The organism is Viridibacterium curvum (assembly GCF_039544165.1).
GTDB classification, from domain to species: domain Bacteria; phylum Pseudomonadota; class Gammaproteobacteria; order Burkholderiales; family Rhodocyclaceae; genus Viridibacterium; species Viridibacterium curvum.
The window spans coordinates 52,186-78,127 of the sequence record NZ_BAABLD010000010.1; the positions used below are offsets into that span (position 1 = coordinate 52,186).

General features: G+C 62.3%; 20 protein-coding genes and 3 tRNA genes. 7 read left to right on the top strand and 16 right to left on the bottom strand.

Annotated features, from left to right (window positions below; all coding sequences use genetic code 11):
• Nucleotides 1–48 precede the first annotated feature (48 nt).
• From ABEA02_RS13830 to imuA, 3 genes are read right to left on the bottom strand one after another with little or no spacing between them, the layout of a single operon-like run.
• A complete protein-coding gene (locus tag ABEA02_RS13830) occupies nucleotides 49–3,276 on the bottom strand; it encodes an error-prone DNA polymerase (protein WP_345533681.1) in 3,228 nt (1,075 codons plus the stop codon).
• The gene (locus ABEA02_RS13835) at nucleotides 3,273–4,724 is read right to left on the bottom strand and encodes a Y-family DNA polymerase (RefSeq protein WP_345533682.1); all 1,452 of its coding nucleotides are present in this window, start codon (nucleotides 4,722–4,724) and stop codon (nucleotides 3,273–3,275) included. The genes ABEA02_RS13830 and ABEA02_RS13835 overlap by 4 nt, the downstream gene beginning before the upstream one ends.
• Nucleotides 4,721–5,464 carry a translesion DNA synthesis-associated protein ImuA gene (gene imuA / locus ABEA02_RS13840; protein ID WP_345533683.1) on the bottom strand — a complete coding sequence of 248 codons (744 nt, stop codon included), beginning with the start codon at nucleotides 5,462–5,464 and terminating at the stop codon, nucleotides 4,721–4,723. The genes ABEA02_RS13835 and imuA overlap by 4 nt, the downstream gene beginning before the upstream one ends.
• Before the next feature lie 770 nt (nucleotides 5,465–6,234).
• Between imuA and ABEA02_RS13845 the strand changes: the two genes are divergently transcribed.
• Nucleotides 6,235–7,062 carry a hypothetical protein gene (locus tag ABEA02_RS13845; RefSeq protein WP_345533684.1) on the top strand — a complete coding sequence of 276 codons (828 nt, stop codon included), beginning with the start codon at nucleotides 6,235–6,237 and terminating at the stop codon, nucleotides 7,060–7,062.
• Nucleotides 7,063–7,591: 529 nt separating this feature from the next.
• Complete coding sequence (locus ABEA02_RS13850) at nucleotides 7,592–7,978, top strand: hypothetical protein (protein WP_345533685.1); 387 nt, start codon at nucleotides 7,592–7,594, stop codon at nucleotides 7,976–7,978.
• Between the two features lie 196 nt (nucleotides 7,979–8,174).
• On the opposite strand, the gene ABEA02_RS13855 is transcribed toward ABEA02_RS13850, so the two are convergent.
• From ABEA02_RS13855 to ABEA02_RS13870, 4 genes are all read right to left on the bottom strand, one after another.
• Nucleotides 8,175–9,308 carry a pectate lyase gene (locus ABEA02_RS13855; protein WP_345533686.1) on the bottom strand — a complete coding sequence of 378 codons (1,134 nt, stop codon included), beginning with the start codon at nucleotides 9,306–9,308 and terminating at the stop codon, nucleotides 8,175–8,177.
• A gap of 169 nt (nucleotides 9,309–9,477) precedes the next feature.
• Entirely contained in the window at nucleotides 9,478–9,894 is a 417-nt protein-coding gene (locus tag ABEA02_RS13860; RefSeq protein WP_345533687.1) for a hypothetical protein, read from the bottom strand.
• A gap of 61 nt (nucleotides 9,895–9,955) precedes the next feature.
• Nucleotides 9,956–12,340 (bottom strand): DNA topoisomerase IV subunit A, encoded by a 2,385-nt coding sequence (gene parC / locus ABEA02_RS13865; protein ID WP_345533688.1) that lies wholly within the window; start codon nucleotides 12,338–12,340, stop codon nucleotides 9,956–9,958.
• Between the two features lie 106 nt (nucleotides 12,341–12,446).
• Nucleotides 12,447–13,457, bottom strand: a complete 1,011-nt coding sequence (locus ABEA02_RS13870) for a PEP-CTERM sorting domain-containing protein (protein WP_345533689.1) — start codon at nucleotides 13,455–13,457, stop codon at nucleotides 12,447–12,449.
• A gap of 312 nt (nucleotides 13,458–13,769) precedes the next feature.
• Here ABEA02_RS13870 and ABEA02_RS13875 point away from each other — a divergent pair, with 312 nt between their 5' ends.
• The 4 genes from ABEA02_RS13875 to ABEA02_RS13890 all read left to right on the top strand — a co-directional run bounded on the left by ABEA02_RS13875 (nucleotide 13,770) and on the right by ABEA02_RS13890 (nucleotide 19,208).
• Complete coding sequence (locus ABEA02_RS13875) at nucleotides 13,770–15,440, top strand: MORN repeat-containing protein (protein WP_345533690.1); 1,671 nt, start codon at nucleotides 13,770–13,772, stop codon at nucleotides 15,438–15,440.
• Between the two features lie 178 nt (nucleotides 15,441–15,618).
• On the top strand, nucleotides 15,619–17,580 hold the full coding sequence (locus tag ABEA02_RS13880; protein ID WP_345533691.1) for a protein kinase domain-containing protein: 1,962 nt from the start codon (nucleotides 15,619–15,621) through the stop codon (nucleotides 17,578–17,580).
• A gap of 27 nt (nucleotides 17,581–17,607) precedes the next feature.
• On the top strand, nucleotides 17,608–18,414 hold the full coding sequence (locus ABEA02_RS13885; RefSeq protein ID WP_345533692.1) for an FHA domain-containing protein: 807 nt from the start codon (nucleotides 17,608–17,610) through the stop codon (nucleotides 18,412–18,414).
• Nucleotides 18,415–18,419: 5 nt separating this feature from the next.
• Nucleotides 18,420–19,208, top strand: coding sequence for a PP2C family protein-serine/threonine phosphatase (locus tag ABEA02_RS13890; RefSeq protein WP_345533693.1), 789 nt, complete (start codon nucleotides 18,420–18,422; stop codon nucleotides 19,206–19,208).
• A gap of 16 nt (nucleotides 19,209–19,224) precedes the next feature.
• Here the strand turns inward: ABEA02_RS13890 and trmB are convergent, their stop codons facing one another.
• Complete coding sequence (gene trmB, locus ABEA02_RS13895) at nucleotides 19,225–19,881, bottom strand: tRNA (guanine(46)-N(7))-methyltransferase TrmB (protein WP_345533694.1); 657 nt, start codon at nucleotides 19,879–19,881, stop codon at nucleotides 19,225–19,227.
• 6 nt (nucleotides 19,882–19,887) lie between these two features.
• The gene (locus tag ABEA02_RS13900) at nucleotides 19,888–20,892 is read right to left on the bottom strand and encodes a tRNA dihydrouridine synthase (RefSeq protein WP_345533695.1); all 1,005 of its coding nucleotides are present in this window, start codon (nucleotides 20,890–20,892) and stop codon (nucleotides 19,888–19,890) included.
• Nucleotides 20,893–20,958: 66 nt separating this feature from the next.
• Here ABEA02_RS13900 and ABEA02_RS13905 point away from each other — a divergent pair, with 66 nt between their 5' ends.
• Entirely contained in the window at nucleotides 20,959–21,390 is a 432-nt protein-coding gene (locus ABEA02_RS13905) for a DUF1178 family protein (RefSeq protein WP_345533696.1), read from the top strand.
• Nucleotides 21,391–21,417: 27 nt separating this feature from the next.
• Here the strand turns inward: ABEA02_RS13905 and ABEA02_RS13910 are convergent, their stop codons facing one another.
• The 7 genes from ABEA02_RS13910 to uvrC form a co-directional block, all read right to left on the bottom strand.
• Nucleotides 21,418–21,582, bottom strand: coding sequence for a hypothetical protein (locus ABEA02_RS13910; protein WP_345533697.1), 165 nt, complete (start codon nucleotides 21,580–21,582; stop codon nucleotides 21,418–21,420).
• 111 nt (nucleotides 21,583–21,693) lie between these two features.
• Nucleotides 21,694–22,938, bottom strand: a complete 1,245-nt coding sequence (locus tag ABEA02_RS13915) for an alkaline phosphatase family protein (RefSeq protein WP_345533698.1) — start codon at nucleotides 22,936–22,938, stop codon at nucleotides 21,694–21,696.
• Nucleotides 22,939–23,079: 141 nt separating this feature from the next.
• Nucleotides 23,080–23,155 (bottom strand) — tRNA-Gly (locus tag ABEA02_RS13920).
• 22 nt (nucleotides 23,156–23,177) lie between these two features.
• Nucleotides 23,178–23,251 (bottom strand) — tRNA-Cys (locus ABEA02_RS13925).
• Nucleotides 23,252–23,304: 53 nt separating this feature from the next.
• Nucleotides 23,305–23,380 (bottom strand) — tRNA-Gly (locus tag ABEA02_RS13930).
• Between the two features lie 63 nt (nucleotides 23,381–23,443).
• Nucleotides 23,444–24,013 carry a CDP-diacylglycerol--glycerol-3-phosphate 3-phosphatidyltransferase gene (gene pgsA / locus ABEA02_RS13935; protein ID WP_345533699.1) on the bottom strand — a complete coding sequence of 190 codons (570 nt, stop codon included), beginning with the start codon at nucleotides 24,011–24,013 and terminating at the stop codon, nucleotides 23,444–23,446.
• 11 nt (nucleotides 24,014–24,024) lie between these two features.
• Nucleotides 24,025–25,899 (bottom strand): excinuclease ABC subunit UvrC, encoded by a 1,875-nt coding sequence (gene uvrC / locus ABEA02_RS13940; RefSeq protein WP_345533700.1) that lies wholly within the window; start codon nucleotides 25,897–25,899, stop codon nucleotides 24,025–24,027.
• Nucleotides 25,900–25,942 lie beyond the last annotated feature (43 nt).

Sequence of the window (25,942 nt, forward strand, 5' to 3'; positions counted from 1 at the left end):
CCCACCCAGGGCCTGAAACGACCGTTTGAGCGCCTTGCGCTGACCGCATCAGTGAAAATCGCGGCTGACGGTCGCGAGCTCGCCAAGCCAGGCACTGAGATCCACCAGATGTTTCGCCACCAGCAACACGACGCGGGCCTGGTCGCCCCCCTCCTCCGCTTCATGCGGCGGATCCGAAACCTGCATCTGTCCAAATACGCCTAAAAGCCCCGCATTCAGCACTTCACGGCGCTGGCGCTCAGCAAGCCAGGGATGGACGATGACGTTGACGACACCCGTTTCGTCTTCGATCGTGATGAACACGCTCTTCGCCGAACCCGGCTTCTGGCGGCAGGTCACGATGCCGGCCGCACGCCCGGCCGCCCTGTCCTGTGCCAGCAACACTTCGGCATTCGGCCGGAAACGTCTCGCTTCAAGCTTGTGACGCAGCAAAGCAACGGGGTGACGCCCAAGCGTCAGACCCAGCGTGCGATAGTCAGCGACGATACCCTGCCCTTCGCTGGGCGCGGCAAGCGCCACCGGCGCCTCGATGGCAGGTGCGATATCGAAGAGATCTCCCTGCAACTGCAGGCCGCTGACCTGCCAGGCCACCTGCCGGCGATGACCGCCCAGCGAGCGCAGGGCATCCGCCGCAGCGAGGCGCCGCATCTCGCCCGCCGAGAGCTTCGCGCGCTCCGCCAGTTCCTCCACGCTGCGAAAACCACCCTGCCCGCGCGCGACCACGATGCGCTCGGCGACGCCCTGCGAAATGCCCCGGATCTCGTGCAAGCCCAACCGTACCGCTGGGCGCGGCGCGGCGAGGTCTTCAAGATGGCAGCCCCAGCCACTACGACACACGTCGACTGGCTCGACACGCACACCATGCTTGCGTGCGTCCTGCACGAGTTGCGCGGGCTGGTAGAAACCCATGGGCTGACTGTTGAGCAAGGCACAGAGAAAGGCCTCGGGCTCGTGACACTTGAGCCAGGCCGACACATAGGCCAGCAGCGCAAAGCTCGCCGCGTGCGACTCGGGGAAACCGTATTCGCCGAAGCCTTCAATCTGGCGGCACAGTGCTTCGGCGAAAGCGTCCAGCCCTTTGGCGGACATACCCTTGCGCAGCTTGTCCTTGAATTTTTCGAGATGCCCTTTCTGCTTCCATGAAGCCATCGCGCGGCGTAGCTGGTCGGCTTCGCCCGGTGTGAAGCCGGCGGCCACCACGGCAAGCTGCATCACCTGCTCCTGGAAGATCGGCACGCCAAAGGTGCGATCCAGCACGGCATCTATCTCCGGATTGATGGATTGCACCGACCTCTGTTCGGCATGCCCCCTCAGATAGGGATGCACCATGCCGCCCTGGATGGGCCCCGGCCGCACGATCGCGACCTGCACGACAAGGTCGTAATAGTTGCGCGGCCGCAGGCGCGGCAGCATGGACATCTGCGCCCGCGATTCGATCTGGAACACGCCCACGGTATCGGCCTGACAGATCATGTCGAAGGTCGGTCGATCCTTGGCCGGAATCATCTCCATTTGCCAGTGCTCGCCGCGCCGCACCGACACCCAGCTCAGGGCACGACGGATCACGGTCAGCATGCCCAGCGCGAGCACATCGACCTTGAGCAATCCGAGAGACTCCAGATCATCCTTGTCCCATTGGATCACCGAGCGGTCCGCCATCGCCGCGTTCTCCACCGGCACCAGACGCGACAGCGGGCCCTGCGAGATGACGAAACCACCGACGTGCTGCGACAGGTGGCGCGGAAAATCCCGCAGCATTTCTGCCAGCGCCAGCCACTTCACGACGCGCGGGCTCTGCAAGCTCAGGCCAATGCCAGCGAGCCGCGCGGGTAACTGATCGCGACGGTCCCACCAGGCCAGCGAACGGGACAGCGCGGCGATCTCTGCCTCGCCGAACCCCATCGCAAAGCCTGCATCGCGCAATGCACTCTTGCGGCGATAGCGGATCACCGTCGCGGCGAGTGCGGCGCGATCGCGACCGTACTTGTTGTAGATGTACTGGATAACCTCTTCCCGTCGCTCGTGCTCGAAGTCCACGTCGATGTCTGGCGGCTCGTCACGTTCGCGCGAGATGAAGCGCTCGAACAACAGATGCGCACGAGTGGGGTCAACAGCCGTGATGCCCAGCGCGTAGCAGACTGTGGAGTTCGCTGCCGAGCCACGCCCCTGACACAGGATGCCCTCGCGTCGTGCGAACTCCACGATGTCGTAGACGGTGAGAAAGAAGGCTTCGTACCGCTTCTCGGCGATGAGCGCGAGCTCCTTCTCGACCTGGGCGCGGATCTGCTGCGGGATGCCGTCCCTGTATCGATCAAGCAGCCCCTTCTCCGTCTCCTGTCGCAGGTAAGACGTCGGCGTATGCCCCTGTGGCACGATCTCTTCCGGATACTCGTACCCCAGCGTACCCAGATCGAAGTGGCAGCGTCCGGCAATCCGCACGCTCTCATCCAGCAGCTCGCGCGGATACAGCCGCGCCAAGCGCGTACGAGCACGCAGATGCCGCTCGGCATTCGGGAACAGCGCGTAGCCCGCCTCGAACACGGTCTTGCGTAGACGGATTGCGGTCAGCGTGTCCTGCAAGGGCCGCCGGCCGCGCGCATGCATGTGCACGTCGCCGCTCGCCACGAGCGGAATGCCGGTTTCGGCACCGATTGCCCGCAGCGCCTCCAGCCGCGCTGCATCGTCGGCCCCGCACAGCAATTCCACAGCAATCCACACACGTGGCCCGACATGCCCCGTGTCGGTATCCGCCGCGTCCGGAAAGCGTTCGCGCAGCCAGCGCGCATCCTCGATGTCCGGCACTTCGCCAGGCACCCACAGTGCCAGACAATCCGTCACTGCACCACGCGGCGCAATCGCCACGAGGTCGCCACGCTGCAGGCTGTACTCGCCCTTTTCCGAGCGGCGCCGCGCCAGCGAGATCAGCGCGGACAGATTGCCGTAGCCCTCGCGGTTCTGCGCCAGCAGCACCAGCTTGAGACCGCAATCGAATGTGAACTCGCTACCAACGATCAACCGGGGCAAGGGCTGGATGACCGGCACGGGCTCACCCGCGTCCTTTGCACGCTGCACCGCTGCACAGTCTTCCGCGTGCAGATCCTTGAGTGCCTGCCAGGCCTGCACCACACCCGCCACCGAACACTCGTCGGTGATGGCAAGCGAGTGATAGCCGCGTTGGCGTGCATGCGCCATCAGCTCTACCGGATGCGAGGCCCCGCGCAGGAAACTGAAATTGCTGAGGCAATGCAGCTCGGCATAGTCAGGCAGGCTGCTCATGCAAAGACTCCGTGCAGCCACCAGCCCGCTTTGTCGCGAAAGATCCACAACCACTCGCCGGCTTCCGACACCGCGACGTAGTAATCGCGGCGCACGTCTTCACCAGCCCCCTGAGCGTGCTCGCACCACCAGCCACTCTCGATGCGCTCAGGCCCCGCCACACGACGCAGCCTGCCCTTGTAATACAGTCCCTCCTTACGCTCGGCAATCGCACGCGGCTCGGACAGAAGCCAGAATGGGCGTGGCGGTCCCGTCTGCAGATCAGCCTGCGTCCCCTGTGCAACCACGGCGCTGGCGTGCTCCGGCCGGTGATCTTCGCGCACGGTCAGCCCATGGACAGCGTCCTTGCCAAGCCGCGCACGCAAACGCTCAACGACGGGGCCCAACGCCTGCGCAGCACTCTGCGCGAACAAACCTGCCGTACTACCGGGCATGACCACGGGTGTCTTCGCCTCCAGCACCAACCAGACGACATCGGCCACCAGCGCGCAGCGGTCCAATCGTTCGCGCAGCACACGCTCCATGCGGGCGAGCTCACGCGTCGGCTCCGCAAACGCGAGCACAAGCCGTGTCGGCGAAATGCCATCCTCATGCAACAGCAGCAGGCTGCACTCACTCACACCCGAGGCGCGCACTGCCAGCCAGCCCGACAGACTGGCCAACAGCCGGCGTGCCGCGAACATCAGCATGGGCGCGAGCGACACTTTTGCCGGCAGTTCGAGCTTCTGCGTAAAGGTCTCCGGAAACACGAAAGGCGCGCGCAGATCGGGTACCTCGCCGAGAGCCTGGGCCAGCCAGGTCGGCAACTCCACACCGAAACGTCTTGCGAGGCCTGCACGTGGCAAGGCGAAGAGCCCTTCCAGATGACTGACGCCGAGCGCAGCGAGCGTGTCGTACCCGGCCTGTGACAAACCAAGCACTCCCACCGGCAAGGGCGCGAGCGCCTCCTGCAACCGCCCCGCATCGAGGCACACGCCAGACTGCCCTGCACGCGCCAGCCATTGCGCCGCACGCGGCGTCGGTGCCAACGCCATGCGCACGTCGAAACCCTGCCCGGTGATTTCCTGCTGCATGCGCTGGCATAACGGGCGCAAACCTCCGAACAAGCGCAGACAGCCGCCGATCTCGACGAGCAGTTCGTCAGCACCCGCCACATGCACATGCGGCGAAAACCCGCCTGCCCAACAAGCAAGCCCGTGCAGGGTTTCTTGTTCGCGCACCACATCGCGCTCGAACACCACCAGGCCCGGCAGCAGCGACAGCGCAGCAGCCAGGCGCATCCCCTGCACAATGCCGCCCTCCTCTGCCTGCAGATTGGCACTCAGCACCCGCTGCTGTGCGACGCACACGGCTGGCCCGCCAAGCTGTGCAAACACTTCGAGCGGCAGACGATGGCAGTGCAGGCACAGCCACAACGCATGCACGGCAGGCGCAGCACCGGCACTCATCGCGGCATCCCGCTGATGACATGCAGCCCCCGTTTGCGCGTATTGCGCGTATCGCGCGCGCCACCCCCTGCCGACGCATCACCGTCCATCCCCAGCCGCAAGGCTGCACACGCAGGATCAAGCGGCCGTTCAACCTTCAGCAGCAAGGATCGGCCACAGGGCGGACCGCGTCGCTTGAGGATGTCCAGCCGCAATCCTTCACGGCTCCCGGCAAGCCTCACCCGCAAAGGGGCCGGCGAAGCCGTGCGCGCACTCGCGGTAGGCCTGAACAGGAAGGCCAGACTGCGCCGCCCCTCCGCCGCAAGCTGCAGGCGCCGCAATACCTTGCCATCCACCTTCTCTGGCAGCCAGGCCAGCACCGCGCCCAGCCCACCACAGGCAAGCAGTTGCTCCACGCTCCAGGCAATGTCTTCACGCCGCGCCTCGACGAACAACAGTTGCGTCAGCGAAAAGCGCGCCGCCCAGGCCGGCGCCTGCGCGCAGCCGGGCAAACCCACCACCGCGACCGGCGCCTCCCGCGCCACCCCCTGCAAAACCGGCAACAACAGGGATAGCTCACCGATACCCGCTGCGTCTGCGAGCAGCTCCGTCAGCGCCCCGAGCGGCCAGCCCCCACCCGGCAATTCCGCATTGAGCACCGCAAACCCCGAAGTCGCAACATCAGTCGCAGCCAGCCGGTCGCCACGCCAGACATCGGGGCGTTGCAGCAGGGAATCCAGTGAGCGCAAGACGGCAGACATGGCGGCAATAGCCCGCCGGCCTCTGCACAAGGCAAGGGCCGGTCCGGGAAGAGCAAAGGCAGAAAGCTGTATTTTTATACAGTTATTTGCGAAGCGCCAGTCAACCTGACGCGATGGCCATGCCTAGCTCAAACATGCCGTGACCTAGCACAGCACTGAATCTGCCAAATCAGCGATTTACGACACAAACGCAAATGGCACATGTCCACAAGGGCATGTCGGGCGACGTTAACTTGCAATGCAACAAAGGCGCTCTAGCGTTAATGACAGAGGGTTATCAAACCCCGCCACCCGTAACACCCCGTTGCCGGTGAGCACCCGCAGGGAGAGTCAGAATGCATATCACCGCAACCCGGTGGCACTCGGGCGCGCTACGTCATACCCAGCGTGCCGGCTTCGCCACTTCTCCTTCGCCCCACGAGACGCCTGTGGTTCAAAACCCCAGCCGCGTATGCCATTATCATTTACCGCCAGGTCATTTAGCCGCCACCGAAGGGCTGGAAAAACATCTGCCGCCTTTCTCGTGCGCGGATGAACGCACCTGCACAACTGACTGCGGAACGCACTGATGCCCCCTCGCTCGGCAAACCCTCTCGGGAAATACCAGGCCGCTCATTCCAGCGCTGTCGGCTACCAAGGATTTCAGCACTCCCGGTCGAACAGCTACCGAAACGATATGCCCGTACACCATGGCACGGCTTGGCGATGCGCCATCGTTTGCTTTGTGCCATCCATCCCGCCTATCGCACCACCAACAGGGAGTCTTAAACATGAACCAGCATTTACGCCGGAAATTCATTTTTGCCATCAGCATCATGTTGCTGACATGCATGTCGCCAAGTCACGCCCAAGACAAAAAAGCAGATGAGAAGACCCCTGCATCTGCATCGAACAAACCACCAACCATTCCAGAGAGTGGCGCAGCGCTGAAGGTGGGAGATACCTTGAAGCTGCGTGTCGATGCGCCGATTTTTGAACCAGTCAACGCTCCTGCAAAAGCAGGCAGCAGCAAAATGACCGGGCCTGCGCACACAAAATTCCTGATTGACCGAATTGTTCCGACGGCAGACGGTCAGGACTTCGAAATCTACCTGCACGTCAGATCTGGATGGCTCGTGAACTTCCTGGACGGCGGCAGGGTATTTGGGTCTTCAAAATCGAAAGAGACACCGGATTCAACACAAAACAACACCGCAGAGGACGTCCAGTACAAACTCATGCAAAGCGAACTCAAGAACTATGGGTATCGCCGCAGTGGCACAAGCTGGGGGGCGCTCTTCGTGCCGTACAAATATCAGCTGAGCGATCACTCGTTCGCCGCGAATCCTTCAACGCTAGCCTACGTCGGCTATTCGGTCGATTGGTTTTCAACGCAAAGGACTTCAATAGTCATCGGTGGCGGGGTCGGTGCCATCACCAACAACACAGGGGACTCCGGGACACGAGCCGTGTGGTCCATGGCGACCGGCTTCACCTCAACGCTCGGTGCGGAAGACTCGCAGTTCAAGATTGCATACCTGATCGGCTATGACTGGGGCGCGGGCACGGTCACTGGCAGAAAGAACAAACCCTGGATCGCCATTTCGATGGGGATATAGCGGCGCTGAAAATCAGTGCTCTCTGACACAAACCCCAGCATGCAGCACAGAGCCAGCACTCAGCTGGCAATCAACAAACCGTCACTTCCGACAGGATGCCGGACGTGACGGCTTGAATCTGTATGGTGTCGCACAGTCGGGGCTTGTCGCTGCAGTTACCGTTCACATCTATCATCATCGTGTGCTATCTGCAGAACGTGAATGTTGCAAAAGTACGATCGTTTGGCGGCACCAGAATGCTAGCGAAGTCACAGACGTCGAGCATTACATTGACACTGCTGCCCTGAAATACTTTGTCGGCCGTAATGGCAACAGCCATCCCGGAAGGTCTGTTTAAAAGAATGACTTTTTCCACTCCAATCCGCACAGCGTGAGATATCGTCTGGCTTGCATTGCTTAGATCAGAATGCAGATCAGTAAACCTCGCCCAAGGACTCACATGAGAAAAGTCGCTCCCGCAATAATTGCCTGCGCCCTGGCATGCGCCAGCACCTTCGCACAGGCACAGAATCAGTACGGAAAATTCGTTTTGTTTACCCCTGTCGGGGTCGAGGCCCCCGAGCTATCGATGCGCTGGCAGTTCGGTCTGATGCTGAACATCGACCCGGACGGCGTCGAGTCGGTCAGGTTCTCCTGCAACCAGATGCCTGGCTCGGCGTTCACCGTCAAGATGAGCGACATGCAGCGCAAGAATGGTGGCTTCTATACCGAAGGACCGGTGACGGCGGTATCGAGCAAGAACACGCCCTGGCTGTACGCCCCCTCCTACATCTTCACAACCTGCAACGCGACGATTCACACCACCTCGAATGGCGAAGTCACGATTTCGGGCCGACTAAGTTACACAGAAGAACAGAAGGCCGAGATCCTGCAAAAACTCAAAGCCTCGCACGACAGCAAAGCCAAGAAGCCTTGATACCAACAAGACCAAAGCTTTGATACACGACATGACTTCGCCAAAGCACTTTGAGAGGCAGTGAACATCACGTTCACGCCTCCACGCGTCAGGCAGCAAAACCTGCTTGTCGCCACAAAACAAAAAAGCCCCTGCGTAAATCGCAGGGGCTTTTTACTTGCCGAACAGTTTGCAAACTGTCCCGGTACTGTGGAGATCAGTAAGCCGTCACATCCGACGGGCTCACGTCACAGTTGGCAGTGTTCCACTTTTCGCCAACCGTCGAAGAAGAGCCATTACCCTTCTGCACGCCCACGTATTCCACACACACCTTCGGGCTGCCGGATTTGTAACCCTTGATCTTGATGTTGCGCAGCGTGGCCTTGTCGCCGTAGTTGCCATTCACGCCAATCACGGTCGAGACCTTCTCCATCGTCACGTTGTTGATGTTGAAGAAGCGCGGGCCGCCATTGCCGGTGCAATCGCCACACGAACGCGAGAGCTTGCCGATCGAGCCCGTGGTGGTGAAGTCGTTGACGTTGAGCGTGGCGTTGATCCCGTTGTTCTGGAACACCTTGTCATCCGCGTTGGCGGCCGTACCACCCTTGATGTTCATGGTGGTGCCGACCTGACCGTTGCCGATCGAGGCTGCGTCTTCGCAGACTTCAACCCACTTCACGTTTTCCAGGGTGCAGGTGCCGCCTTGAACGTTGGTGCCCAGACCGCTGCCAAGGCTACCCCAGCCGCAGTGGATACCATCCGAACCGCCCCCTGCGGGGATCACAACGTTCTTGACCGTCGCGTTGATGAGGGTCAGCACGGCCGGTTGGGTTTCGCTGCTACCTGCGCAGGAAAGACCGATCGACTTACCGCCGCAATCGAGCGTGGTGTTGTGGATCAGCGCGCCGGGTTCGCAAACGTTGACCGGCCCCGTCCAGCCCGGAACTGGCGTCGAGCCGCTGCTGCTGGTCGATGATGCGACGCTGGAGGAAGCGCTGGAAACACTGGACGAAGACGACGATGCGACGGACGACGACGAGCTGGACTTGCTGGAAGACGAAGATGAGGCCACGGAAGACGAGCTGGACGCCGTGCCGCTCGGCACCGAACACTCATTCACACCGCCTGCAGTACGACCGCCAAAGGTCGCTTCGTTACACACAAAGCTCCCCGTCAGCACCTTGTAGAAAAATTTGTCGGCACGGCCGAAAGCCACATTTGTGCTCGTTGCCACCGAGCAGGTCTTGTTTTCGGTACAAATCGTGACGTAGCCACTGGGGCGGTTGGCGGCAGACGCAGCGCCCATGAACGCCAGGGCAGCAAGGCCCATGGCAAGCTTTGAAAAATGCATGCGAAGTCTCCTGGATAAAAGCAATCTGTTTGCTTCTGTTCTCGTTGTGTCGCAGCGTTATGCCCTGCGGCACACCCATACTGCAGGGTCGAATGCTAGGGCAAACGTCACACAATCTCCAATTCTTTTCATGCTGCACCGCCAAGCAGGAGACAAGCGGAGTGCGCCCTCAACGCAGCAGCCGCTGTGCCGGCATGGTGACCGAAGGCTGCCACCGCACCCACATACCGGGTCGCAAGCGCCAGCCAGACTCCCAGGACTCCCATTGCGGGTCCTGCCAGGCATGGCCCGGCCGGTCGACCAGAAGGCGCCCCGCGATCCACACAAAACGGCACTGCCGCATGGTCCAGTAGCCCGCCGCCCAGCGGTATCCGGGTTGCGCCAAGGGAACGGTCTCGGCGCGTGGCGGCGGAGGCTCGCGATCAGCGTAGACGAAACCCAGTTCCCACACCTGGCCGGGGCGAAAAGGTGGCGTCGACGAATTGAAGTCGTCGCAGAAATTGTCGTCTGCGGCAGCTGCCGCAATGAAACCGCCGAGCGCGATGGCCAGGCAGGTTTCGCGGATGTGTCGGGTCGATAGCGTCATGGGGCCTCTCGCGATGCTCCACCGTTTAACGCAGGTGGGCGCACCGCGATGACAGGCCGCATCAGACGCCTGACAGACCGGTCGGTTTGACCTTCGGCGCCAGCGTCTCGCCCTTGCGCGCACGCTTGCCACGACAGGCTTCCAGCGCCACGCCCTTGACGACAAACTCGGTCTCCTTGCCGCCACGGCCTGCACCACGTATCAGCACGGCATCGGTCGGCGGGCAGCACACGGCGGCAAGTGCCTCCTTGTCGTCGAGACCCATGATGACCATGCCACGACCACGCGGCATGACCTTGAGCTCGGCCCGCGGGAAGTACAGCAGGCGACCATTGCCCGATGCGGCAGCGATCCACTCGCCTTCGCAACGTGCGGGTACCAGCACCGTCTCCTTGTCTTCCATCGTCATGAAGGTCTTGCCGGCACGATTGCGGCTGACCAGCTCGGCGAGCTGGGCAATGAAGCCATAGCTGCCGGAGTTGGCGAACAGCCAGTAGGTGTCCGGGTTGTCGGAGAGCACCTGGGCGACACGGGCGCCGCTCTGCAGTTCGATCAGCGTCGTGATGGGCACGCCATCACCACGCCCGCCAGGGAGATCAGACACGCGTACCGAGTAGGCGCGCCCCTGCGTATCGAGCACCACCAGCGGCCAGGCCGTGCGCGACTCGATGATGGCAAAGGCCGCATCGCCCTGCTTGTAGCTGAGCGTCTGCGGATCAATGCCGTGACCCTGACGCGTACGCACCCAGCCATTCTTCGACAGGATGACCGTGACTGGCTCATCAAGCACCGGGGTCTCGACCGCAGCCACGGGCACGGCGGCCTCGATGAGCGTGCGACGGTCGTCGCCGTATTTCTTCGCGTCCTCGCTGATTTCCTTGAGGATCAACTTCGTCATCGCCGGACGCGATTCGAGCAGTTCTACGAGGCCGGCGCGTTCGTCGCGCAGCGTCGCGAGATCCTTCTCGATCTGGATGTATTCGAGACGTGCCAACTGGCGCAGGCGGATTTCGAGGATGTCTTCGGCTTGCGTGTCCGACAGACCGAAGCGCGCCATCAGCTCGGCTTTGGGTTCGTCCGACTCGCGGATCAGCCTGATGATCTCGTCGATGTGCAGCCAGGCAATCTGGCGGCCCTCGAGGATGTGGATGCGCCGCTCGACCTGATCAAGACGATGCTGCGTACGCCGTTCAACCGTGACGAAGCGATGGCCTATCCATTCGCACAACAGGTCGCGGATGCCTTTCTGTGCCGGCCGGCCATTGAGGCCGATGACCGTGAAGTTGAGCGGCACCGAGGCTTCCAGGCTGGTGTGCGCGAGCAGCACGCGCATGAATTCGTCCGGCTCCTGCGTGCGCGTCTTGGGTTCGAAGACGATGCGCACCGGCGCCTTGTCTGACGACTCGTCACGCGCCGTGTCGAGCATGCCCAACACCAGCGCCTTGGTGTTCTTCTCTTCCTGCGTCACCTCCTTCTTGCCCGCCTTGGGCTGCGGGTTGGTGACCGCTTCGATCTCGGACAGCACCTTCGCTGCCGACACCCCGTGCGGCAACTCGTCGACGATCACGCGCCAGGCGCCGCGCGCCAGTTGCTCGATGCGCCAGCGTGCGCGCATGCGGATCGAGCCGCGGCCCGATTCGTAGGCATCACGCAGCGCACTGTCGGGCGAGATGATCTGCCCGCCACCGGGGAAATCCGGCCCCGGCAGCACGGCACGAATCTCGTCCAGCGAGGCGTGCGGCTTCTTGATGAGCAGTTGTGCGGCGGCCGCCACTTCGCGCAGGTTGTGCGGCTGGCACTCGGTCGCCATGCCCACAGCGATGCCGGATGCGCCATTGAGCAGCAACATGGGCAGGCGTGCCGGGAAGAGCTTGGGCTCTTCGAACGCGCCGTCGTAGTTGGGCACAAAATCGACCGTGCCCATGTTGATCTCGCCCAGCAGCAGATCGGCGATGGGTGTGAGGCGCATCTCCGTGTAGCGCATGGCAGCCGCACCATCGCCGTCACGCGAACCGAAGTTGCCCTGACCATCAATCAAGGGGTAGCGCAGCGAGAAGTCCTGCGCCAGACGTACAGCGGCGTCGTACACCGACTGATCGCCGTGCGGGTGCAGCTTACCGATCACGTCGCCCACCACGCGCGCCGACTTCACCGGCTTGGCGCCGGGCGCGAGGCGCATCTCGCTCATGGCGTAGAGAATGCGTCGCTGCACCGGCTTCATGCCGTCTTCCACCTGCGGCAAGGCACGGCCTCGCACCACACTCATGGCGTAGGCGAGATAGGCGCGCTCGGCGAAGGCCGCGATGGGCAGGTGGTCGTCCGGCAGCTCGGCCAGCGTCGGCGCGGCGGGCGGCGGAGGCGGCTCGGCGGGCGCTGCGGGTGTGGGGACTACGGCGACGGGCTCGTCACCGAACAGATCAGGTTCGTCGTGCTCGTTGGGCAACATGAATACTCACAGCGGGGCAAAAACTGCGGCGGATTATGGCAGGTCTGCCCGGCCCCAACGAAAAACCCGGCGCGAAGCCGGGTTTCCTTGGCGAAGCGGTAACGGCTCAAGCGCTGCGACGGCGCGCCATGAAGCCGATCATGCCGAGGCCAGCCAGCAACATGGCGTAGGTTGAGGCTTCGGGTACCGGCAGCGGCACGGAAAGCGTCCAGCCCATGTCCTTCATTATCCCGGCAGTCTGGGCATCCAGGCCCTGAGTCTCACCCGGCTGGATGCCAAGATAGGTCAGCAGATTGTTGGTGTTGTTGGTATCCATATAAATGAGGGCATTGCCATTGACCGTACCGTCTGCATTCAGGGGCATCACGTTGAGCTCAAGCGGAACACCACCGTTTTGACCATTTGCGTTCGCACCTGACCAGAACACGTCGCCGGTCGTCACCGCTGCCAGACGCTGGGCGTTAGTCATGCTGGTCAGAGTCTTGCCCGTACCGTCAACCAGGAAAGTGTCGTAGATGCCCGGCATCATCTTGTAGCTATTGCTGGCGGGGTCGTACTGCTGAAAGTAGGCGCCTTGCGTTGCAGAGGCGGAACGATCGAAACGTGTGACCACACCCAGCGTGCGGGCGATGGCTCGCAGGCTGTAGCTGAAAAAATCGTACTGGTTGGCGCCCGGATTCCCGTCCAGTCCCAGATAGGTATTCACGTTCGGGTTGAACACGAGGTTGTAGTCCATCGCCGTACCGTTCAGATTGCGGCCAGCCAGATGCTCGGCCAGCGGCGCTACGTACTGGACGTTCGCCAACCCCTTGTTGTCCATCGCTGCATTGGCATAGGTCGTAGTGAGACTCGATGCGGACAAGGGGTTCAGACTGGTGCTGTTTGCATTGAAGCTCATGCCCAGGTTGATGGTTTCCCCAGCGTAACTGGCTTGCAGCAAACTGCCCCAGTATTGTCCAGCCAGCTCCACCGCAGCTCGACGCTGTGCGCCCAGCGCGGCATCGTTGAATCCAAAACCGGCTGCATCCGTGTAGTTGAAGACAAAACTCACCTGCTCGGCTTGCGCCAAGCCGGTGGAGACCGCCAATACCGCCGCTGCAAAAAATTTCATTTTCATGACTCTGCTCCATGACAACCGGTTTTAGTAGAGCGTTGATTCTGCCCTACATAAGTATTTTCCCGACGTACCCCTCGGGGTAGTTGACACACCCTTTGCGTGACTTTCTGCACAGGCGTCAACTCAAGCCAAACCAACACTTGACCGGGTAATGAGCAAGCCGTTGTCAGGGCACCGGAATGGGGCCCCGCGCGCGGCTTCCGGGCTAGAATGAACAAGCACGTGGGAGCGTGCGGACCAATGGCAAACCGACAGGACACGTGGCCTCAACCACACCGGGTTTGCTGACGATAAATAACAGGTGTCAACACAATGCGATCTCGCGACGGACTTCGCCAGAACCGGCCTGCGCCGCTTCACGGAATTTTCCGCGCTGCCGGCAATCTCACGCAGGCCTCCGCTTTCCTGCAAGGTCAGCCCGCCGAAGGCTCTGATCGCCCCCCCGCCTACATGGAACAACGCTTTCTCAGCTGCTCTACCGGTAGCCTTTTCGCCGTACTAATCACCTTCTGGTGCGGTCAAACGCTGGCTGCGGATCGGGTTCCCGGCCAGCAGGTCATGGGCGTCACCAACAGCACCGCCCCCGTCGCCGCGACACCGGGCGTCAGCAAGTCCATCCGTGTGGGCGACTCGACCATCTCGGGCAGCTTCGTGCTGCACCCCACGACTGGTGCCATCACGGGCCCAGTGGATATCCAGTGGGACAACGGTGACCGCTTCATCGGCAACCTGGTCGATGGCAAACGCAACGGGCGGGGCAAGTTCAGCTGGAAGAGCGGCCAGGTCTACGACGGCGACTGGCGCGATGACCGCCAGGAAGGTCTCGCCAATATCCTCTTCCCCAATGGCGACCGCTACGAAGGCGAGGTCACCAATGGCCTGCCGAACGGCAAGGGTGTGCGCATCACAAAGAATGGCGACCGCTACGAAGGTCGTTTCAGCGCCGGGCAGCCCGACATCGAAGGCAGCTCGCGAGACGCCAATGGCGACCGCTACGTCGGCCAGTGGAAAGCCGGCGTGCGGCACGGCAAGGGCAAGTTCGAGTGGGCCAACGGCCTGATCTACGACGGCCAGTGGCAAGAAGGCATGCCTCAGGGGCGCGGGGTCTTCATCTCGGCCAATGGTGATCGGTACGAGGGCGAGGTCCGCAATGGACAGCCACACGGCCAGGGCTCACGCGCCTTCGCAAGCTCGGGCGATCGCTACGAGGGGCAGTTCGAGTTCGGTCAGGCACATGGTCAAGGCACTTACACATGGAAAAGCGGTGACGTGTACAAAGGCCTGTGGCAAGGCGGCAAGAAGGTCGGCATGGGCCGCTATACATGGGCCAACGGCGACTACTGGGAAGGTGAATTCGAAAACGACCGTCAGAGCGAGAACGGCAAGCTTTACTTCACGCCCACCCTGAGCGCCTCGACGGTTGCTGTCGAGCAACTGGCCAAACAAACGAATGCGGCGGCTGAAACAGCGGCCGCCCAACCGCCGACACCTGCCCGACCGATTGCACCCGGGACCACCACCCCGCAAGCAGCGAGCAACCCGCCCGAGATCTCCAAGCTATTGGCCATCCCCATGATCAGCAAGGAGGTGCGCGAGTGCCAGCGCCAGAATCTCAGCGACTGCGCCAGCCGGGTGAGCCGTGAGATCATGGATGACCGATTGTTCCGGCACAAATGGCAACTGATGTCGTCCGACAAGGATGCCAAGGGTCGCGAAGTCAACTTCGAAGTTGATGCCAACTCGGAACTGGCCGAGGGAAACGTCTTCTCATGGCTGCGCACCGGCGACGCCAGCAACGCCCGCAAGATCGGCATCAAGTACGACTGTCGCGGGCAGGCGCTGACGATCCAGCTTATCTACAACTGCAGTGGCGCTGAGCTCAAGGCCTGCACACTCGACCCCAACATCGACAAATACGTCGGCCGCGTGATCCCGGCCACCGACATCCGCAAGTGGTTCGTATCGGCCTGCGAACGCTCTTGAGCAGCCCCACAGGCATGCGCCCCAAGGTGCGGCCGTGCTTGCTGCGGTAGTGCCTGACCAGATAAAGTCCGGGTTTAAACGGGATTGATGGCTCTGATGGCTGTCTGACGCGCAAACGCGCGCACCCCGACGAAAATCCGGATCAACAAGTCAGGACACACGTCAGCGAGGACGCCTGGTGGCCAACCCACAAGACAACAATACCGTCATTCTGAGCAGCGCAGCCGCCCCGCGCGGTCACCAGGGTTCGCAGAACTCCCTGCCTATCGGTACCCAGCTGGGCGAATTCGAGATCCTTGACCTCATCGGTGAAGGCGGCTTCGGCATCGTCTACCTCGCACAGGATCATTCCCTGCACCGCCGGGTCGCACTCAAGGAATACATGCCCTCGGCGCTGGCCTCGCGCTCAGAAAACGCCCAGGTCAGCGTACGCTCCGAGAAGCAGCGTGAAACTTTCGGCATCGGCCTGCGCAGCTTCGTGAACGAAGCGCGCATCCTCGCCCAGTACGACCACCCCGCCCTGATCAAGGTCTACCGCTTCTGGGAAGCCAACGGCACCGCCTACATGGCCATGCCCTTCCTTGAAGGCAAAACGCTCAAGGACGCGCTTGCCGAGCGCAACACGCCGCCGGACGAAGCCTGGATCCGCAAGGTGCTGTCGCCCGTGATGGACGCACTGGAAGCCATTCACAACGACCAGATCTTCCACCGCGACATCGCCCCTGACAACATCATGCTGCTGGCGGGCGACCGCCCCATCCTGCTCGACTTCGGCGCCGCCCGCCGCGTCATCAGTGACATGACGCAGGCCCTGACGGTGATCCTCAAGCCGGGCTACGCGCCCATCGAGCAGTACGCCGAAATGCCCGGAATGAAACAGGGCCCGTGGACTGACATCTACGCCCTCGGCGCCTCGGTCTACTTCACCATCCTTGGCCAGAAGCCGCCCCCATCGGTCGGCCGCATGATGCAGGACGCTTACGAACCGCTGGCACTGAGCGCTGCCGCTGGCAAGTACAGCGACCGCTTCCTGCAAGGCATCGATCGCTGCCTCAACGTCAAGCTCGAAGACCGCCCGCAGTCCATCGCCGCCATGCGCGAAGCCATCGGCTTCGACGGCTCTGCGCCCGCACCGATGACGCCCCCCGCGCCGGCCAAGGCGCCAGCCAAGAAGGCGCCGCCGAAAGCCGCAGCCCCGGCAATCACCCATGATGATGACGAAGCTCCTCGCAAGAAGAGCGCGATGCCGCTGATTGCGCTTGGCGCCGTAGTGACCGTGGCCGCATTCGGCGGTGCCTGGTACTACAAGACGAAGATGGCCACCCCTGTAGAGAGCGCGGCTGTCACGGCAAATGCCAGCACGTCGGCTGCTGCACCCGCCCCCTTGCGCTTCAACACCCTGACCGCCGCCATGGATGGCACGATCAAGGCCTCGGACCTCAGCTTCGGCCTCAGCGTCGATGCCCCTGCCACCGTCAACCTGCCCGGTGGCGCGCTGAGCCTCAGCCTGCAAGCCAAACGTGCCGGCTTCCTCTACCTCTATCTGTTCGATGAAGCCGAGGACAAGGTCTATCGGCTATTCCCGAACAGCGCTGATGGCGACAACGCGATTGCCGCGAACCAGAAATTCGAAGTGCCGCGCAGCAAGCTGGCCAAGCCCTGGAGTTTTACGGCCACGCCCCCGGTCGGCAACTGGAAGCTTCTCGCGCTGATCTCTGAAAAGAAGCGCGAAAGCAGCAAATCTCCGTTCACGGCAACAGGTGAATTCAGTACGACGTCGCGCAAGGATCTTGAGCAAACCCTCGCCTCCAGCGGGCTGGGCAGCCTGATTGGCGACGTAGACTGCAGCGGCAAGGCTGACTGCACAGATCGCTTCGAGGCTTTCCAGACCACGATCAGCGAAGTGGCCGCCCCTGCACCGACACCGACACCTGCCCCCACACCGAGCCCGGCGCCCGTTCCGACGCCAGCCCCCACTCCGGCCCCGACCCGGCCGGCTGCGCCAGCGCCCGCACCTGCTCCGACACAGAAAGGCAAGACCGAGCAGCCGCCCAGCAAGCAGGACCGCAGCCGCAGCGACGCCGAGCGCGAGTACATGAAGCGCCTCAACCAGGATCTGGACAAGCTGCTCGGCCAGTGAGGGCCAACAGCTGACGCAGCAGACACCATGCTCATTCGCATCTCGGTGATCCAGTTCTGCGGTGGTGCCCCAGTCGTCAATCAGGCTTACATCTTTGACGAGAGCGGCGGCAGCATCGGCCGCGAGGACGAAAACCAGCTGGTACTGCGCGACGAGTCACGCGTGCTATCGCGGGTGCAAGCGCGTATCGCTTTCGACGGCGACCACTTCGTGCTCAACGACAACGGCGGCAATCCCTCTCTGGTTAACGGCCTGCGTGTCGGCCGCGGCAACAGCAAACCCATCTATGACGGCGACATCATCGAGATGGGTGACTACAAGATGCGCGCCAAGGTCATTGGTGGCGCCGAAGGGCAGGTCACGCCGCCCGCACCGCCCTCCCCGGTTGAAGTCGTCGCCAATGATCATCACGCCGACAGCGACGCCAGCCTGCATATCGAACTGGATGGCGATTTCGAGTTCGACGGCGTATCGACCATCGTAACGGCGATGGATCTGGAACCTGTCGAACCGCCCGCAGCCGAGCCTGTAGCCTCACCACCCGCTGCGCCGGCGACACCGACAGCCCCCCAGCTCGCGGCAGCGCTGTGCAAAGGGCTCGCACTGGGTAGTTTCGAAACCCTGCCGCATGCGCTCGATCCCGATTGCATGCAGGGCGTCGGTCGCCTGCTGCAATTCACACTGCAGAAGTGCATTGACCGGCTGACAGAACACGGCGCGATGGAAACTGTCAATTCCGTCGTTTTCCAGACGCTCTTCCTGCGGACTTTGCAGGAGGAATGCGCCAGACTGTACGCAGCCCGTACAGCGCCGCCCCCATCCGAAGCCCCCTGAGCCTCATGTCCGCCACTATCCAGACCGCCCAACTGAGCCACCCCGGCCGTCGTGCCCGCAACGAGGATTCGTGCGGCTACCAGACCAGCGAGCAGAGCTGCTGCTGGATTGTCTCGGACGGTGCCGGCGGCCACGGCAGTGGCGATGTCGCTTCGCAGATGGTCGTACGCACCATCCTCGACAATTTCGTGGCGCAACTGCCCGCTACCAGCGAGACCGCAGCCGCCCTGCTGGAAGCCGCGCAGAACGCCGTCATGTCACACAAGGCAGCCCACCCAGAAGGCGACAACATGCACGCCACGGCCACGGTGCTGCTGATCGATTCGCAAACGCTCACGGCCGCCTGGGGTCACGTCGGCGATACGCGGGTATATCTGTTCCGCGAACGCCGTGTCGTCTTTCAGACGCGTGACCACAGCGTGGTGCAGCAATTCATCGACGCCGGCTACGGTGACACCAGCATCATCCGCGCGCATCCTCATCGCAGCCTGCTGACGGCCGCCATCGGCAATGCCGACGAGCTGACGATCAGCGTCTCCGGCCCTCCAGTACAACTAATCGATGGTGACGTGCTGCTGATCTGCAGCGATGGCTGGTGGGAGCTGCTCGAAGAACGCGTCATGGAAGCCATGCTCGAAGACTCGTCGTCCGTTGCCGAATGGCTCAACAGCATGGCGCGTCGCATCGAACTCAACATGGCGACCAACAGCGACAACTTCAGCGCCATCGCCGTGCAGATCGGAGAGATCGATCCGGTCATCACGCAGATCCAGACCGCGATAGTCGGCGCCTGAACGACGCCTTCACGACTCAGGCGATCTGTGTGCGCAGTCGATACAGCGCCTGTCCGGAATCGCGGTACTTTCGCTCGAACGGCGTAAGCGGATCCGGCGCTTCAAATGCCTCCGGATCTGGCGCCCGCCCAGTCAGCACACCGATCGCCAGCGCCAGTTCCTCGATATAGATGCGCCAGTTGCTACGGCATTCCAGGGTACCGCCCAGCGCCAGCAGCGTCGGGAAAACCGGGCTGCCGTGCCAGCGCTTGTGCAGCTGACCGATCTTCGGCCAGGGGTTCGGGTAGAGCAGCCAGTGCTGATCAAGACGAATGCCCGCCGCATGCAACAAACGCCAGAAGTCGACCAGATCGGCACGCGCGAAAACCAGGTTGTCCGGCATCTCGCCGGGCTTGCCGCGCGCCAGGCGATCCGCTGACTGATCCACCCCCAGCACGAAGTGCTCGGGGTTTTCACGCGCCAGACGCAAGCTGCTCCAGCCCACACCACAACCGGCATCCAGCAAGATCGGCGCACGACCATCCCAACGCGCCAGGGCCTCGTCGAAAGCCTGCTGGCTAGGCACGGTCACCGGCTTGCGGAACGGCGCGTCACGGTGGCGCTGTACCAGTTCGACCAGGCGCTCATGCGGCCCGGTCTGCGCCGTGCTGATTTCTCGGGAATTGGCGTACATCTTTACTCAGGCCGCAGTCTTCAGCAGCGGATCAACTTCCGCAATTGTTCGCAACGGGCGCACTTGCAGAAACAGCTGCCCGGCCTGCGGATAAGTCCGCTGCAGCAGGTTGAGCCACTGCTTGAGGCGGCCAGGCGCATGACGTGGCTCCACCTTGCGCTGCACGGCCTGCCAGAAATCAACCAGGACCGGCTGCAAAGCCTGCCACTCAGCATCCAGGTCGCGGCTTTCGTGACCAGCCGTCGCGTTGCGGATATGCGCCGCCAGAAAGGGGTCCGCAACCGCGCCACGCCCGATCATCACATCCTGCATGCCACTCTCTGCCTGGCAACGCCGGTAATCCCCAAGGTTCCAGATTTCGCCGTTGGCCACGACCGGGATCGGCACCCCCTCGGCCACGCGCGCAATCCAGGGCCAATGCGCTGGCGGCTTGTAACCCTCGGCCTTGGTACGAGCATGTACCACCAACATTTCCGCGCCGCCCTCGGCCAAGGCCTGCGCGGCCTCGACGGCGCGCAGCTTGTCCTGCACGCCGAGACGCATCTTGGCGGTAAAGGGCATGCGGCCGCCCACGGCAGCACTGACTTCGCGGGCGATCTGGTAGAGCAGCTCCGGTTCATCCAGTAGCACGGCGCCGCCACGGTGACGATTCACCGTCGGTGCAGGGCACCCGAAATTGAGGTCAATGCCTGCAGGCCCAAGCGCAGCAAGGCGATACGCGTTGTCCGCCATGCAGGTTGGATCCGAACCGAGCAACTGGACCCGCACCTTGACACCGGAACGGGTCCGCGAAGCATTGTGCAGCTCGGGCGCAATCCGCGTAAAACAACGCGCCGGCAACAAACTGCCCGAAACCCGGATGAACTCAGTGACCGCCCAGTCGTAAGCGGATGAACCCGTTGCCGCAAAAAATGTGTTGCGTGTCAGAACGTCGCGCAGGATTTCGTCAAGCAGCCCTTCCATGGGCGCCAGCAACAAAAGCGGGGCAGACAGTCTCGACGGGGACAGCATAGGCGCGCCATGCTATCTTCCGCTCCTTTGTTTGGGAAGCCAGCTGGCTGGCAATCGGGACTTACCGTGATCGTCGTCGACCTCATTTGCGAATACAAGCACCGTTTCGAAGGCTGGTTCGCCTCCAACGAATCGCTTGAAAGCCAGCAGGCAGCAGGCCAGATCCGCTGCCCGGTGTGTGATGCGAACAAGATCGAACGCTTGCCCTCAGCCCCGTTCGTGGGCCGTCGCAGCACCGACCGCGCACCCGATACCACGGCGCAGGAGCTCAGCAACGCCAAGGCCCTGTTGCGCACGCTTGTTCAGAAACTGGAAGATCAGGCGGCCGACGCTGAAGACGTGGGCGGTGAATTCACGCTCGAAGTCCTGCGCATCCACCACGGCGATGCCGAAGATCGGCCCCTGCGCGGCACCATGACCCATCAGGACATCGACAGCCTTCTGGAAGAAGGCATCGGCGTGCTACCGCTCCCCGTCGCCAAGGAAGACTTGCACTAAGTCTTCACCTGGCCCGCATCCGCAGGCTCAAATCGTGCGGCGGCTGACCGACGACTCGGGTACAAAACTCAAGGGAAACAGGCCATCCAGGCGGATGGCAGCCGCGCGGCGTGCGCGCTTCTGGGCGCGGCGCTGACGCCACTTCCACCCCGCAGGGTTCAGGACTCCGGGCAACACGGGTTTGAATTTCATCACCAGCTCCCTGCGCAAGCATCATTGACGCTTGAAGCATAGGCAGGCTGGATGACGTCACGCTGACAATCCTGTTGCAGGCACGTGACAGGAAAGTCGGAGCAGCGCCCCTCAGGCCAGAATCAGCGGCACCCGCATTTCACCGGCAGACATGCCACCATGCACGCCGATCATGCGGTAACCGCCTTCGCCCGGCAAACGATCTGCAACGGTCCAGTCATCACGCGGAATCAAAAGCCAGTCACCGCCACGCAGCAAGGCCTCGGCACCCGAGCCAGGACCGAACAGGCCGGCGTCGAAGGCCAGCGCGGCCGGCATCGCGAACAAGTAGTCGCCAAAACGATCAGCCACCCGCTGACCGAAACTGGCCTGGAACTCTGGCTTCACATGGCAGTACGCCACGCGCTGCTCACCCGTCAGCGGGCCGCGAAGCATGCGATAAATCTCGGGGTGATCCGACAACACGATCTGGCGATCAACCGGGTTATCGATAAAGCCATGATCAGCCGACACGACGAAGGCTGCATCGGGCAACAACTCACGCATCTTTCCGTAGACCTGATCAATCATCGCCAGCATGTGACACGACTGTTCGGACTCCATGCCGAAATCGTGCCCGCAAGCATCCAGCAGGGGCGTATAGGCATAAACGAAGCGGCCACGCCCGGTACCCGCCGCATCAAGCTCATGCGCCGCACGGAAGACACTCCAGGCCAGGCTATCCAGCGTGTCGTAAGCATGCACGCTCGCATCCTGACGATGGTGCAGGCTATAAGGTCCGCCCGCCAGATCCGGTAAGGTAACGAAGCGCGTGGCGCGCGTGGCGTGCTCCAGCATCGGCGGCGTGCTGAGAATGCGCGCCAGCAAGGCTTCGTCGGAAACGAGCGCGCCGCCACGGTGGCGCATCGGCAGCGGCGCCACGATGCTCTGGCTCTGCTCGTCACGCACGAACCAACCCAGCAGACCATGCACTGCGGCCGGCTGCGCCGTCATCAAGGTAGTGATGGCGGTCGCCGTGGTCGTGGGGAAGACCGAGCTCAGAGCCCCGACGCGATCACGCCACAGATTCGGCGCGATGCCGCGGTTACGAAACAGGAAGTCATCGCCGAGACCATCAATGAGGAAGAACACCAGCGTGTCGTGGGCATGCCATACGGACGAGGCGCGGGAGCCGTCCGGCAAAAGCAGATCCAGGTAGGAATCGGGCAAAGGCACGCCGCAGCTGCGCGCCAGCGAAACCGCCAGATTGAACAGGCCCGCGCCGGTGTAGTCTGGCCAGACTACACCGCCCTCATACCAGTTCCCCGGCAAACCGGTCAGATCGCCGGCTTCAGTGAAATGTGCTCGACTCAACATGCTGCATACCACTCATGCCGTCAGGACTGACGGCCCCCGGCAACATAGCCGGAGCACTCCGGGGATTCAAGCTGCGTTGCGGCGTAAGCAGCACAAGCCCGAAAAACAAAAAGGGTGAATCTTGCGATTCACCCTTTCATCTGGAGCGGGAGACGAGTCTCGAACTCGCGACCTCAACCTTGGCAAGGTTGCGCTCTACCAACTGAGCTACTCCCGCAAAACCTTTACTGCTTCAAACCTGGAGGCGCGGGCCGGAGTCGAACCGACCTACACGGATTTGCAATCCGGTGCATAACCGCTTTGCTACCGCGCCCTGCTTCAAACCTATTCAACTAAAAAGGGAAAGCGGCGCTTTCCCTTGGAATCTGGAGCGGGAGACGAGTCTCGAACTCGCGACCTCAACCTTGGCAAGGTTGCGCTCTACCAACTGAGCTACTCCCGCATGAGAGTCGCGCATTTTAATGCAGCATCGACATTTGTCAAGCCCGTCGTGCGCTACGCGCGCTCAGACGCGCTTGCGTAAGGCAGGTGCTGCACGGCGCAGGTAATAGACCATGGACCAGACGGTCAGGATGGCCGCGATGATGATCAGCACCGTACCCATGGCGTGGATGGGCAAACCGAACAGGTCGTTATGGAACAGCAGCATGGGAATGGCCGTCATCTGCGCAGCCGTCTTGAGCTTGCCGACGAAGCTCACCGCAACGCTTTTGTCCTCACCCACCTTGGCCATCCATTCACGCAGTGCGGAGATGGTGATTTCGCGACCGATGATGATGAAGGCAAGAAACTCGTCGCAGCGATCGAGTCGCAGCAGCGCGACGAGTGCGGCAGACACCATCAGCTTGTCGGCCACCGGATCCAGGAAAGCCCCGAAAGCCGAGGTCTGCTGCCAGCTGCGTGCAAGGTAACCGTCAAGCCAGTCAGTCAGCGCCGCAACGACGAAGACGACGCAGGCCACGATGTTCTGGTGCTCGCGACTGAGCACATCCTCCGGCAGGTAGAACACGCCGATGACGACGGGGATGAGCAGGATGCGGGCCCAGGTGAGCAGGAGGGGGACGTTGCTGAACATGTCAGGCCGCGCTAACCGCGCAGTGCGTTGTAGATCTGTTCGGCGATTTTACGATTGATCCCCTCGACGCGGCACAAATCTTCGACAGTCGCCTCTTTTACACCCGCCAGCCCGCCAAACGCTTCGATGAGCTTCTTGCGTCGGGTAGGGCCCACACCGGGAATGTCTTCGAGCTTCGAGGTCAGGCGTGTCTTGCTCCGCCGCGCCCGCATACCCGTAATCGCGAAACGGTGGGCCTCATCACGCACGACCTGGATCAGGTGCAACGCAGGGTGCTCACCGCCCAGAGCCAGCGGCGGACGACCATCCGGATAAATCAGCTGCTCAAGCCCCGCCTTGCGTTCTTCACCCTTGGCCACACCCACCATGGCGATGCTTTCCAGCCCCAGTTCGGTCAGCACTTCCCAGGCCACACCGATCTGCCCCTTGCCCCCGTCAATGAGGATCAAGTCGGGTCGCACGCCCTCACCCGCCGCAACCTTTTCATAGCGTCTCGTCAGCGCCTGGCGCATCGCCGCGTAGTCGTCGCCCCCCGTGATGCCCGCGATGTTGAAACGTCGGTACTCGGACTTCTTCATGCCCTCGCCTTCCCACACCACACACGAGGCAACAGTTGCCTCGCCCTGCGTGTGGCTGATATCGAAGCATTCGATGCGACGCGGCGCCTCGTCGATGCCCAGTGCCACACGCAAGGCTTCCAGCTGATGCTGGGCACGGCCACTTTCACGCTGACGCGTCTCGATAGCCAGATTGGCGTTGAGCAGCGCCATCTCTACCCAGGCCTTCTCACCCTGGTAGCGCGCTGCAGTGATGATGGGCGTGCGTTCCAGCACTTCGTCGAGCACGCTCCGAGCCAGCTCGGTCGACAGACCTTCGAGCACGATCTTGGCGGGCGCCGGGTGGTCACGGTAATGCTGTTCGAGAAAAGCCAGCAGCGCATCCGTCGCCGACAAGCCTTCGCTGCCATTCGGGAACTGCGGCCGGTCACCCAGATGACGCCCACCACGCACCATGGCGAGGTTCACACACACCATGCCGCCCGTCTCCAGCGCCACCAGCACATCGACGTCTTCGTCCTTGCCGGAGTCGACAAACTGCTTGTGCAACACCGTCTGCAACGCGCGGATCTGATCCCGGAAAACGGCCGCTTCTTCGAAAGCAAAGCGCTCGGATGCCGATTGCATGCGCGCAGTCAGGTTGTCGATCACGTCAGAATGCTTGCCCTCCAGGAACAGCGTTGCCACCTTCACATCGCGCGCATAGCTTTCCTTGTCGATCACATCCACACAGGGCGCGGAACAGCGCTTGATCTGGTGCAACAGGCACGGCCTCGAACGGTTGTTGAAAACCGGGTCTTCGCAGGTGCGCAGCAGGAACAGGCGCTGCAGCAACTGCACGCTCTCGCGCGCAGCCCAACCCGAGGGATAGGGGCCGAAGTAGCGCACACCTTTCTCGAAAGCGCCGCGGTAGTAGAACAGACGCGGTGATTCGTCACCCGAGATGGCAATGTAGGGGTAGCTCTTGTCGTCGCGAAAGAGGATGTTGTAGCGCGGCTTGAGCGTCTTGATGAGGTTGTTCTCGAGAATCAGCGCCTCGGCCTCGGACCGCACGACGGTGATGTCTACGCGAACAATCTTCGACACCATCATCGCAATGCGCGGACTGGGATGATTCTTCTGGAAGTAGCTCGACACCCGCCGCTTGAGCAGCTTGGCCTTGCCGACGTAGAGCACCTCGTCATCAGCGCCGATCATGCGATAGACGCCGGGGCTTTCCGGCAAACCGCGCAGGAAGCTCTTCGCATCGAAGACGGGTAACGCATCGGCCTGCCCTGCCGGCACGTCCGCGGCTGGCTTGCCGGGCTGATCGCTTGAACTGTCATTCATGCCGCGCAGTGTACCGCCGGGCGTCCTTCACGGCGCACAGTCA